The sequence below is a fragment of the Paenibacillus sp. GCM10027626 genome (genome assembly GCF_042676285.1).
Classification (GTDB): Bacteria; Bacillota; Bacilli; order Paenibacillales; family Paenibacillaceae; genus Paenibacillus_Z.
This window is the reverse complement of sequence record NZ_JBHTHC010000001.1, coordinates 358,853-369,877: the sequence shown is the minus strand read 5'-3', so window position 1 is coordinate 369,877 and position 11,025 is coordinate 358,853. Positions and strand designations below refer to the sequence as shown.

At 49.1% G+C, this 11,025-nt stretch carries 14 protein-coding genes; all 14 read right to left on the bottom strand.

Going from position 1 to position 11,025, the window contains the following annotated elements:
- Positions 1–7: 7 nt before the first annotated feature.
- The 14 genes from ACFQ0N_RS01810 to ACFQ0N_RS01745 are packed head-to-tail and all read right to left on the bottom strand — an operon-like array spanning position 8 to position 10,735.
- A complete protein-coding gene (locus ACFQ0N_RS01810) occupies positions 8–1,456 on the bottom strand; it encodes a phage tail sheath family protein (RefSeq protein WP_379322631.1) in 1,449 nt (482 codons plus the stop codon).
- Complete coding sequence (locus ACFQ0N_RS01805; protein WP_379322630.1) at positions 1,456–1,800, bottom strand: hypothetical protein; 345 nt, start codon at positions 1,798–1,800, stop codon at positions 1,456–1,458. The genes ACFQ0N_RS01810 and ACFQ0N_RS01805 overlap by 1 nt, the downstream gene beginning before the upstream one ends.
- Positions 1,778–2,314 (bottom strand): hypothetical protein, encoded by a 537-nt coding sequence (locus tag ACFQ0N_RS01800; RefSeq protein ID WP_379322629.1) that lies wholly within the window; start codon positions 2,312–2,314, stop codon positions 1,778–1,780. The genes ACFQ0N_RS01805 and ACFQ0N_RS01800 overlap by 23 nt, the downstream gene beginning before the upstream one ends.
- A 2-nt stretch (positions 2,315–2,316) precedes the next feature.
- Positions 2,317–2,883, bottom strand: coding sequence for a phage tail protein (locus tag ACFQ0N_RS01795; protein ID WP_379322628.1), 567 nt, complete (start codon positions 2,881–2,883; stop codon positions 2,317–2,319).
- On the bottom strand, positions 2,880–3,233 hold the full coding sequence (locus tag ACFQ0N_RS01790) for a hypothetical protein (protein WP_379322627.1): 354 nt from the start codon (positions 3,231–3,233) through the stop codon (positions 2,880–2,882). Before ACFQ0N_RS01790 ends, ACFQ0N_RS01795 begins: the two co-directional genes overlap by 4 nt.
- Positions 3,223–3,537, bottom strand: coding sequence for a hypothetical protein (locus tag ACFQ0N_RS01785; RefSeq protein WP_379322626.1), 315 nt, complete (start codon positions 3,535–3,537; stop codon positions 3,223–3,225). Before ACFQ0N_RS01785 ends, ACFQ0N_RS01790 begins: the two co-directional genes overlap by 11 nt.
- An 11-nt stretch (positions 3,538–3,548) precedes the next feature.
- Positions 3,549–4,697, bottom strand: a complete 1,149-nt coding sequence (locus ACFQ0N_RS01780) for a major capsid protein (RefSeq protein WP_379322625.1) — start codon at positions 4,695–4,697, stop codon at positions 3,549–3,551.
- A 19-nt stretch (positions 4,698–4,716) separates the two neighbouring features.
- Entirely contained in the window at positions 4,717–5,076 is a 360-nt protein-coding gene (locus ACFQ0N_RS01775; RefSeq protein ID WP_379322624.1) for a head decoration protein, read from the bottom strand.
- Between the two features lie 8 nt (positions 5,077–5,084).
- Entirely contained in the window at positions 5,085–6,209 is a 1,125-nt protein-coding gene (locus ACFQ0N_RS01770) for a head maturation protease, ClpP-related (RefSeq protein ID WP_379322623.1), read from the bottom strand.
- Entirely contained in the window at positions 6,193–7,854 is a 1,662-nt protein-coding gene (locus tag ACFQ0N_RS01765; RefSeq protein WP_379322622.1) for a phage portal protein, read from the bottom strand. Before ACFQ0N_RS01765 ends, ACFQ0N_RS01770 begins: the two co-directional genes overlap by 17 nt.
- 31 nt (positions 7,855–7,885) lie before the next feature.
- The gene (locus ACFQ0N_RS01760) at positions 7,886–8,104 is read right to left on the bottom strand and encodes a hypothetical protein (protein WP_379322621.1); all 219 of its coding nucleotides are present in this window, start codon (positions 8,102–8,104) and stop codon (positions 7,886–7,888) included.
- A gap of 13 nt (positions 8,105–8,117) precedes the next feature.
- Positions 8,118–8,393: a hypothetical protein gene (locus ACFQ0N_RS01755; RefSeq protein ID WP_379322620.1), complete on the bottom strand. Its 276-nt coding sequence runs from the start codon at positions 8,391–8,393 to the stop codon at positions 8,118–8,120.
- A 9-nt stretch (positions 8,394–8,402) separates the two neighbouring features.
- Complete coding sequence (locus ACFQ0N_RS01750; protein ID WP_379322619.1) at positions 8,403–10,226, bottom strand: phage terminase large subunit family protein; 1,824 nt, start codon at positions 10,224–10,226, stop codon at positions 8,403–8,405.
- Positions 10,226–10,735 carry a hypothetical protein gene (locus tag ACFQ0N_RS01745; protein WP_379322618.1) on the bottom strand — a complete coding sequence of 170 codons (510 nt, stop codon included), beginning with the start codon at positions 10,733–10,735 and terminating at the stop codon, positions 10,226–10,228. Before ACFQ0N_RS01745 ends, ACFQ0N_RS01750 begins: the two co-directional genes overlap by 1 nt.
- Between the last annotated feature and the right edge of the window lie 290 nt (positions 10,736–11,025).

The following is an 11,025-nucleotide window of genomic DNA, read 5'->3' as shown; positions in this document are numbered from 1 at the left end:
CCTCCCTTTAGGCCCCGAATACTGCAGCCAGGTATTTTGCATCGTACTCGACAATAAAATCGATCTCGCGGGCCGGGCTTGGCGGCGTTGCGTAAACATGGAATTTCACTTTTCCATCCATCAGATCAACTTCTGGATTCTCGGATTCGTTAAATTCCACCCGTCCGCCCAGTAGATAGCCCTGCGCAGCCAAACCGTTGAACCATTGGTTCAGGCTGTCTGTAATCGTTGCAGTGAGACGACGATCGCCCGGAGCATCTACTTTAGACCAATACGTGAGAATGATCGTGTTTTTGATCCAAGTCATCATCCTGCGTACCGGAATGAAGCTGTCTTTAGGGTCTGTGATAGCTGGGTATGCTCCGGTACGGTTGCCCCAAGCCTTCCAGCCTCCGATGAAGTTGAGCGCAGTGACAATGCCCTGTCCGTTGAGGTAAGCGGCCTGATCGGGGCCCAGGAACACCTCTGTGCCATCTTGAAGCACCGCACCGGTAGCCTGCAAGTTTTGATTCGATGGCGATACATACGGGATGTCGTCGTTTGCTGCATCCGTAACCGCCATAATGCCGGCCAGTTGCGTCGAAAGGTGATACTGCTTGTCACCTAGCAGCACTTTTGGATAACCGGCAATCTGCAGCGGAGATGTATAGTTGTTGTCGTTTTTCCATGCCGGCGCCTCTGTGTAGCTCTTTACTTTGTCTGTTGGGATATCCGTTAGCGAGATGGATTCAAAATGGCCGTTGATATTGCTCACCTTGGCTGTCATGACTGCAGCAACGCTCGGATCTGTCGAATAGCCTGGCGCCAGCACCATGCCCGGGACAAATCGGAAGCGCGGAAAGATTTGATCGATCAGTTCCAGGCCGGTATAGTTGCCATCCTTATCGACGCCACCAATGACGTCAGCTGCCGTGACCGCTGACGGGTCGAGCTTGTCGTATTCGACTGACAATGAAGATGTGTTTGCTGGAATCGTTCCGGCCGCAATGCGCTGAATGACCAGATTGCCATCATTGTCAAAATTCGCTTCGTAATCTTTTCCTTTTTCATAGGTTGATGCTTCGTCATCCGACTTTACAATCAATGTACTTGCAATAATCCCCTGTGCCTTCACCGTCGCTACGTCTTTAACAAGCGATACCTTGTCAGCCGGCACGGCCTTCTTCTGTTTACCTGGGTCCAGAACGTTGACCAGGACAACAGGAGAGGCTTCAAAGAGGGAGAAATGAGAGTTCATAAATTCGCATAGCGTAAAGCTCCAGTCATTCGAATAGCCGAATGCTTCTACCGCCTCGCCATAAGTAAAGCAGAGAATTGGTTTATTGACCGGAGCTGCTTCGAGCTTGGTCAGGTTAATGGGAGCTGTACCAAAAACAACCGGTACAATCGCCGCCGAAACGGCTGGAACTACCGCTGACGACACCTCTTGCGTGTAGACGCCATGTTTATATGCCATTAAGCTTCACCTTGCCTTTCAATCAATTTCTGGGCTGCTGCATGCTCAATCGTGCCGGGTGTGCTCACTCGCGCCAGGACTGCCGTGAATACTTCAATAGGGACGATCAAGCGCGAAATATCGGGATTGCTTTTAACAATGTCGTCCAAGTATGAGGGAATGCCCTCTTTAAACACCCGGAAACGAGAAAGTCGGCCACCAGGAAGATTGGGGCCGACATAGATCAGCTGCTGCTGCGTTTTTGTAGTTTCAGGAGTTTTGGCAGTTTCTTTTGCCTTAATCGCTGGTTTTTCGCCAGCTTCCTTGTTCTTTACTTCTTTATCAGACAGGCCATCTGTCGCCATAAAGGTCTACCCCCTCGTTGTTTTGTTGTGTTGCGCTCTGCACAGTCCAAATGGTTTGGGCCTCCCCTACCCACAGCGGGTAAGGTTGTTCTTCCGGGATGCTCCATTTGTACGGGCGCTCAATCCTGAATTTACGATCGATAATCCCTTCCCTAAACAATGCAGTGCGCACATGCTCCATCAGGTTGAGCAGGTCATAGGCGCCGTCCGGATGGATGGGATCATCGTTTGGTTTTATCAGGCGGTGACCGCTATACACACCAAAGGCCAGATCAATCCTGACGGTAGAGTACAGCGCCGCGCTCGGGTCATCAACGGGGTCATCACCATTTACGATGCGGGCCGTAATAAAAGGAAAATCGATATCTTCCCGCCGCGCGTCCTTAAATGGTAAATACCAATCGAATACAGTTGGCGGGACATATCCGCCCGCCGACGATTGAGCTGCAGCATAATCTGCAACAGTTTTACGTAAGAATTCACATAGTGCTCTTAAAAGCAGTGCTGCTGTCACGTTTATTTAAACCTCCCTAAAACGCGGTTAATTTCATGATCCAAGCGCTTATTCATGCCCTCGCTTGCTACCCGATTTAAACTCTCGGCTACGCCGTCATCACCAAGCATGATTGGGACGGCCGGGCCGTAAAGCTCTTTGATCGGATTCCTCTTCTTCGATACCCGCTTGAAAACACCAATATGTCCACTTTTCATTCCCGCGACAAAAGCGCCCGGAATCGCTTTACCACCACTCCGCTTTACTGATGCATTCAGCACATTGGGGCGGCGTTTAGGAGGCTTGGACGGGCGCGTTTTGAAGCGTATCAACGGGATATTTGGGCCTTTTGAAGTTAACAAGAGCTGCAACGTGGATGATTCTGTTTTTGTTACCTTGATGTTCCCATACTTTTTAACATCACTTGCCTTGATATCGTAAGTCTTTCGGATTTCTTTGGAGGCAGCTGTTTTCACTTGCTGACCTACGCGATTAAGCGCAGAACCAAAGGCTTTGGGAATATTCTTTTGGACAAAGTTCAGTCCGATCGTCGCTTGCTTGATCTGCTTGGAATCGATCGATATTTTCATGATTCATTCGCCTCGATGGTGATCTCCAATATACCCATAGCGGATGAAACCTTTGCTACGATATAGGGATAGCTCTTATGAGCAGAGTCGCCCCAAAATAGGGGTTGCCCCTCATCCGGAATGAATCCTAAATCAGCTTCCCGGATAAAGAAGGTTATGGCTGATTGAAATACGCCGGCCGCGTCCGTACCAGCCCGGCCAACCGTATAAAGCCGATCGCGTTCGTTTATCAGGTCATAGTCAATGACAACATCGTATTTTTCGCCATCAATGAATTTCGGCTCACCAAACTCATCCATGTTGATAAAAACCTTGAGATTGTCTTGGGCGACATGATCTTTAAACTTCATTATCGTCAGCCTGGTCGTAAAACTCGGTATATTGCTGGATGCGCTCCTCGGCATTGCTGGCCGGCTCAATCCCAAGCTCTTGCAGCAGCTCTTTTTGTTCGTCGGCCTTCAGCTTTGCAAATTCCTCAACCGAAGGGAGTTCTACTTCTACCTCATCAGGAAGCTCGCTTAAAGGCTCAACCTTTGTTACAAAACCTTTGGACAGCAAGCCCTTTACCTCATGCAGCTCCGCATCAAAAAAGGAGCCCTTTGGAATCAAGGCTCCTTCGTGTTTAACGTATCCTTGCAAGACTTTAAATTGCATGGGTGCTCCTCCTATTTCTGCTTAGTGTTAATGACTGCCCAGGCAGCAACATCCAGCGGTTTCGGAATTGGGCGGGATTTGAGCATTAATTTCTTCACGTCGTCGTCACGGTTGATAGAGACTTTAGGGACGCGAATCGCTTCATAGGTTACAAAATTGTTGGAGTCCTCTGGAATTTGAGTAATGGCACCGTACAAAATCTCACCAAGATCGCGAGAGCCCACAATAACCACATCAGGGTCAATGTATGGCTTGAGTTTTTCGTCAGTATCATCCCAATACCAAGCATCATATTGGAACAGATCAATGCCAGGCTTGCGCAGACGACCGAGATAAGTGTATCCGTTGCCGTTTTTCAAGTTTTCCTGCGGTGCGATGCTGCCGAAATCTGCACGCCGGAAGTCCATGAGCTTCAGAATCGTTTCGTCTTGTAAGAACTCGTCAGCAGCATTCGATCCCAACAACGCAATTGAAGGATCATAGCCGGCCATCCTGACCATTGCGGCTGCATCTTGAAGATCACCAAGCATTTTAGGATTCGCTTGATCCCACTGGCTTGCACCTGTCAGATTGATAATGTTCTCAAATCCATAATCCACCGTGTCCGTCCGAACTTTAGTAGCGGTATCATCTACATAACCTGTAAGAGTTACTTTTCCAGTTTGCAGCAATTCGGCGGACATGACTTCTTCACGACGAGTGATCATGTCATCCAACTCGTTATAATCTCGTTGCATCAATGCCAACGCTCGATCTTCTGGTGTCATCGGGCTGTTAAATACCTGCTCCCCAAACTGGCGGGATTGGAGCAAGTCGACATCAATAGGACGAGAGATATTGATAAATGGAGCAGTGTAAATTTTCGTTTGGAATCCATCACGTTTAACGTTAATAGACCGCGATCCCTCGGCAACCAACGGAGCCACACGCTGACGATTTTTATAAAAATCCATCAAAACATGCTTCGTTGGAAATGTCTCGACACCAGGGAAAAACGTGTCCCGGATCCAAGTTGTGACCGGCAGGCGCTTGGAAAATGGCTGCATTGTGGACTGCGGATCATAAATGTTGATGTTTCCACCTGTTACGGAGGCTGAGTTTTGCGGCGAGCTAACTGCACCGCGAGCGCGGTTGACAAGCTGGCTTTGTTTAATTTTCATAGTTTTAATTCACTCCCTCTTAATAATCTGTTCTGTAGTGGATATTCAACTGGCGCAGCTCATCTTTGTGTGCAGATACCTCATCGCCTTCCGCCACATAAAGCGCTGAATAGTTGAAAATACCTGTTTTGTACACAACAACATCGAGCTCTGAATCATTGTCGGTATCGATCGTTTCCGCCGCCAGAACAAAAGAAGCCTTAGCCGTTGCATCCACCAGCTTATAGGTGTCATCTGCCGCCTTGCCCAGCAGAGCGCCTTTACGCAGGACACCTTGACCTGATGCCAGCTTAACGGACGTTGTTAGTGCTGAAACCTCTGTGCCGGCGAAAAAAGATTGGTTATCAATGCTGCCAAAATCGGTTTTAATTTCGCTCATGATTTGTGTTACCCCCTTGTCATGTTTTGGCGACGCCCAGCCTGCCCTGCTGCTGCAAAAGATGCGTAGATAGCATTGACGTCTTTAAGGTTTTCGAGATCGTATTCTTTATCGCTACCCTGCTGCTGTGCTTGAGCCTGAACATCATCAGTACCGGCTGCTTTGTTAGCCTGCACCGATTGCTCAAACAAGTTTGAATTGAGCATTTTGCCTTCTTTCATCGCTTTGAAAGCCAGTTGTTCGGCAGTCATTGGGTTCTCGCCATATTTGGCTTCGTTAACCAGTTCCGGATCGATATTGGCCGAGATTTCGTCGATCGCTTTCAAACGCGAACGCTCTTGAACAGCCGCGTCAATTGTTGGTGCTGATGCTTGCGGTGTCGCCGCCGGTGCTGGCGTTGTGTTCGCCTGTGGCGAAGCTGGTGCCGGCTGCTGTTGCTGTTGTTGCTGTTGTTGCTGCTGATTGTTTGGATCTTGGTTTTGTCCTGCCATTGTGTTACTCACTCCTTGATTTTTCAGATTTACAAACTCATTTCGAATTTTGGAAATAACCTTATGAGGGATCATTTCCGCGGAGATCGAAGCCACCGCACTGAGTTGGCCATCTTCATCAAACATGATTTCGTCAATAAACCCTTTTTCTTTCGCTTCTTGAGCATTCATCCAGGTTTCGCGATTCATCAGTGCAGTTAATTCGCTCTGTTGCAGCCCAGTCTTCAAACGGTAGGCATTCGCTATGGATGAATCAACAGATTTTAAGAATTCTGCTGTATGCTGATGATCACGCTTATCCCCTTCTGTCCACGTCGAAGCATTATGAATCATAAATTGCCCTGTCGGAGACATCACGATTTTGTTACCGCCCATTGCCGCAACGGTGGCAGCGCTGGCAGCCACACCTACGATCTTCACAGTGACATTAGCCGCATGCTCTTTCAAAGCGGTATAGATTTCAGAGCCTGAGAACACGTCACCGCCACCAGAATTGATAACGACCTCCAATTCATCGCCATTGGCTGCTGCTATCGCCTGTGTTACCTTCTTAGGGCTTGTTGCATCGATTTCGAATAGGTCATAAATCCATTGGTAATCATTCGGGATGATCGCTCCGCGAATCTCAATCTTGGTTGGCATTTGTTTCTTCACCCCCTCTCGCCGTGGTGACCGTTTGTGCCGGTCCTGGTGGCAGATTATTCAGCATTTCCCGCTCGCGGCGCAGCACCTCGATGTTCGAATCCCAATCCATGCCGGTCAGCTCGCTTGTCTCCTTCTCGTGCGTGCTAAACCCGCGGTCGATACGCTTGATCGCTGCATCCACCTCTTTGATCGGGTCGATTTGTCCCGGGCTCGGTCCTACCCAAAGGGCTTGGCTCCACAATTTGCGTTTAATCGGATCATTGAGGAAGCCTGGAGCTTTAATCCGACCTGTTGCCACCGCTTCAAACAGCCATGTCTCATAGACCGGCTGGCAGAAGTCATGAGCAAACCAGTCCCGGCGATCGCGAAAAGCCCTCCACGCTTGCAGCAGGGCCGCGCGGCTGGCGCTGTAGCTTGAATTGAATACACTTAGCAGCACTTCATACGGCATGTCTAGTGAAGACCCTGCGAGTTGTGCCATGGCCTTTGTGAACGAATCAAATCCTGATACCGGATGTTTCGGATCGCCAAAATCGACGCTTTCCCCTTCGCCCAGGACGTTGATAGTTCCTGGTCCCATCTCATAGCTGGCTAGTCGATCTTCCGGAGACAATCCTTGAACCTGATCTTCGTCCGCAATGGACTGACCAAGCGGCATTTCATTTTTAGGGCCGTCTACCGTGATAAAGGCTGTGAAAAAGCTATTGATAATCGCCGCGGCAATCTCAGCTTCCGCATAACGGTTCATCTGCTTCACTTGCTCAATGACAGGCGCCAGATACGGCACGCCGCGGTATTGTTCGGCTCGCTCAGCGTCCATAATAAACATGACATTCGGAAGCCCGCTGACGGGATTGTGTGCAGCCACACGAGCCCAATCGATCGGCTTCCTCGTTGGTAGGAATGAATTAGGATGTTTGTTGCTGATCCAATATGCCACTACTTTGCCGGACTCGTCTGTTTCCACGCCATTTTGGATAGTACCACCGTTTGTAAGATCAACATACTCCGTATAGCCGTCCCCAAAAGCGGCAAAGACCGGTGAATAGCCGTTAAATCGGTCAGGGTTACAAAGCCGATCTGCTTCGAGTAGATGCAGCCGCAGCCGGTACGGATTGAGCCCTGTCGGTCTATCCACGTATTTGGTAACGGAAAGCGAGTCTCCATTGAGCAGCCAGCCGGTTAGCATAATGCGCTGCGAGTCATAAAAGTCTTTCAGCCCGGTATTATCGACCTTTGACGTTGCCCAAAGCTCAAACTCAAACTCCGTCTTTTCTTCCCACTCCTTCGCCGCCTCCGGCGTGATACCGAGCATGCGATGATTGAGTTGACTTTTAAGCGAGAGTCCGGAGCCGAGCACATTGGATTGATTCTTTTTGATTGCCCCGGCCGCGATCCCGCCCGACATATACAAATCACGGCTGCGCTCTCGGAGCAGCTGAACATTATTGCCGATATCCTCCTGCGGGCTCCGGCTGGTACTGTCCCATCCCTGCATTGATTTCTTTTTTCGACTGGCGCCGCTGTGCGAATAGCCGCTGTTCGTAAATTGGCGCATAATCGAGAGTTTCGCGCGTGCCGCTTCACGCTTCAAAGCTCGCTGCGGCGATACAAAAGCGATCGTTTTGTCGATGAAATTCACAAGTCATATCACCCCTTTCAGGGCCCCTACGTTATACACGCGGAGGCCAATTCCATTGCCCGCCTGCATCACCTTGCTTGACATTCAAATTGAAAAATTGTCCTGTTGGATTTAGCACGCACAAATGAACAGTCTCATCATCTACAACACCTGTAATAATGGCCGCCCGTGGCTCACTCTTAAACTCCCCGCCTGGAGTACCGTAGCTTTGATAATGCACAATTCTGCCTACTGATGGTTGTTGACTCATTATGTTTTCCTCCCTATAAATCCCGCGGTATAATCCGGAATGTTTTTCTTTTATTTGGTCCGATACAGTTTTCTAATGCATTTTCCAGCTCGTCCTTGCGGTTCTCAAGATCCTTAATCTCTTCTTTGATGTACTTAAGGTCACCGCGTTTAAGGAAGCGCGTACCGATCCGGTATTCTTGCGCACCGGACAATATGGCTTCTTCCGCCTTGTAATAGGAATCCAGACGTTTCAGCACCACATCAAGCTGCTTTTGCCATCGATCACGCTGCTTTGGATCGCATGCCACGATAATCACCTACCATATGCTTGATTTCTTCGTAAACTTCCGCTTTGTCACTTTCTTGGACGGTACAGGAGGCGGCGAATTAACGGGTACATCCAAATTAGGGTTCAAAATTTCGAGTGCAGCCGTATTGTACACGCGAAGGTCAAACGGTTCATTTCGATCCCGTACTTTAACCCACTGAAAATAAGTCACGCCCATTTTCTTCTTGCGTTCCTTCTTCTCTGCCGTGAGTCCTCGGAAGTAATCCAGGTTATAATTACCACCCAAGGGAAAATGACAATAGCCCGGCTGTCCTGGTTCGGCCTGCAGGCTGGCAAATACTTTCGCCTTACCCTCATCAACGCCCAAACGAAAAAGGACTGCCCTTTCTCGGGGAGTCCTTGAATGTCCATTTAGTAGCGGCACGTATTGGCCGTTAATCGATCCTTGCCCTTTGATTGCATAGATGCGCCGCGTCTCACGAGCAGCGCAAAAGCGGTAAACCTCTGTTGTAAAGTGGCCGCCAGAGTCAACGCATGTGATTGCTATGTTGAACGCTTGACCGTCTTGATTACTCCATGTGCGGGCTAAGAACGCGTCAAGGTCATTCCATATTTGAGCGTAACGCGGATTACCGTGAATGACATGATAAGAGATGCCCCATGACTCCTTGCCCGCTCCCCAGCCGATGACCTCGATTTCAAAGCGGTTGTCCTGGACGTCTACGGCAGCCGTCAGAATCCGTACTTCATCCGGTACATCGGCCGGATAGGATTCACAGCGCTCCATTAGCTGTTCTTCTTCCAGCTTTTCGCCTTCTGCCTCCCACGTCTCACCCAGGACGGTGTTCGTCCAAACCTTGAGAGTTTCAGCGCCGTCACGTTTAGCAACGAGAAATGCTTTCACGATATCCCGCCAAGTTGACCACGGGCTAATAAGTCGGTTGAGATGAAATCCACGACGGGACGAATGTTTTTTCTGGGCTATCCATTTACCTTCGCCGCGCTTCCATTCACGCTCATCATGCAAGCACCCGCAATACTTGCATGCATGCTGTGTGCTGTTTACAACAAATTCACCTGAGTGAGTTTTCTCATATTCGAACTTTATGCGTCCCCACTCGATCGGCTGCAGCTCCTCACAGCTCGGACAGGGTAAATTCCACTGTTCCATCGTGCTGTCATTGTACAACTGTTCGATGCGTGAAGCATCTTTTATGGTTGGCGTGGACACAAATACATGCTTGCGGTTGTAAAAGGTTTCCGTCCGCTGCATGGCCAGCATTATTGGATCGCCTTCGTCGCCGGCAGACACTGGATAACGATCTACCTCATCACAGAGCAATATACGGATTGGGCGGCTGGATAACCCTGCCGCAGAGTTAGCCCCTACAATGGCAATGTAACCGCCAGGAAAACTTTTCTCGGCTATGGTGTTTCCGCTATCCCTGCTCTTTGCTTCGCTAACTTTTTCTTTTAGAACAGGTGAGGCATCAATCATGGTTGAAAGCCGCTTCTTCGAGAAGTAATCAATCAGCTTCTCGTTTGGCAGCATGAGCATGATCGGCGCCGGATCGTAATCGATGTGAAATCCGAGCATGTTGAGCAGGAACTCAGATTTCCCGAGCTGGGCAGACGCCATTATGGCAACTTCTACCGTCTCGAAATTATTAATAGAATCCATAATTTCGCGTTGGAACGGTGCCCGATCAGTCCGCCACGGTCCCGGCTCCGCGCTTGTTTCTGATGTAAGGATGCGGTTTTCATCTGCCCATTGCGATATCGTAAGCTCAGGCAGCGGCTCCCAGAGCTTGATTAGCTTGCGAAATAAACGCTCAGAATGTGGAGCAACCATCAATCAGCCGGCTCCGGTTTATCAGGTTCATATTCAGTCAGTCCGCTCAATGCTGCGTTTATCTCGCGTCTAATAGATGTCTCAATAAAACCCGTTGACTCGTTTTCCAATTGCGGCGCCAACCTCGTTGGGATCGCCTGTAACTTCGATTTGACAGACAAAATCATATTCGCCACAAACTTTTCGACATCTTCGGTTTTGTGAAGATCGCCTCGTAATAGACTAAGCTCAAGAGCTGCCCGCTCCTTCTTCAACCGCTCATGTTCTGTCTTCTCATCTATAAAGCGCGGCTTGTTGTCCTCTTCCTTGCCGCCGCTCACATGTTCAATATAAGCCTGTACAGCGTCGCCAAGAATATACTTACCTCGGCCAACCAGTTTCAAAACACCATCTCGCGTTAGTTGACGGATCCATTGCGGAGTCTTGCCGACAACTGCGCCAAGCTCGCTGGTCAACACTTCTTTTTCATGCAAAGCAACCTCTTTTGCTTTCGCTTGTTTTTTCGGCAACTCCATCACCTCAACTTTCGTTTTGATCGCATTTTATTTGATAATGTTTTTTTATCGACTTAATTCGAAGCGATAAATCAAAAAAGCCCTCCTGCCAGACAACCCAGCCGGAAAGCGAAAGGATTTTTTGAAAATGTAAACTAGCCCTATTTCGGGGTCGCGAGCCCCCTCACTGAAAAATTGACCCCCGGAAGGACCCGTGTTCGCATTTTTGTTCGCATCGCACCATCCGTTTTCAACCTTGACAAACATTTCTCAATTCTATTCAAATGGCAATTGTGGCAGGATTT

Coding starts and splice junctions, on each gene's coding strand:
- ACFQ0N_RS01805 (WP_379322630.1), bottom strand. CDS start 1,800: ATGGCGACAGATGGCCTGTCTGATAAAGAAGTAAAGAACAAGGAAGCT.
- ACFQ0N_RS01780 (WP_379322625.1), bottom strand. CDS start 4,697: ATGAAAATTAAACAAAGCCAGCTTGTCAACCGCGCTCGCGGTGCAGTT.
- ACFQ0N_RS01785 (WP_379322626.1), bottom strand. CDS start 3,537: ATGCAATTTAAAGTCTTGCAAGGATACGTTAAACACGAAGGAGCCTTG.
- ACFQ0N_RS01790 (WP_379322627.1), bottom strand. CDS start 3,233: ATGAAGTTTAAAGATCATGTCGCCCAAGACAATCTCAAGGTTTTTATC.
- ACFQ0N_RS01770 (WP_379322623.1), bottom strand. CDS start 6,209: ATGCCAACCAAGATTGAGATTCGCGGAGCGATCATCCCGAATGATTAC.
- ACFQ0N_RS01760 (WP_379322621.1), bottom strand. CDS start 8,104: ATGAGTCAACAACCATCAGTAGGCAGAATTGTGCATTATCAAAGCTAC.
- ACFQ0N_RS01775 (WP_379322624.1), bottom strand. CDS start 5,076: ATGAGCGAAATTAAAACCGATTTTGGCAGCATTGATAACCAATCTTTT.
- ACFQ0N_RS01795 (WP_379322628.1), bottom strand. CDS start 2,883: ATGAAAATATCGATCGATTCCAAGCAGATCAAGCAAGCGACGATCGGA.
- ACFQ0N_RS01810 (WP_379322631.1), bottom strand. CDS start 1,456: ATGGCATATAAACATGGCGTCTACACGCAAGAGGTGTCGTCAGCGGTA.
- ACFQ0N_RS01750 (WP_379322619.1), bottom strand. CDS start 10,226: ATGGTTGCTCCACATTCTGAGCGTTTATTTCGCAAGCTAATCAAGCTC.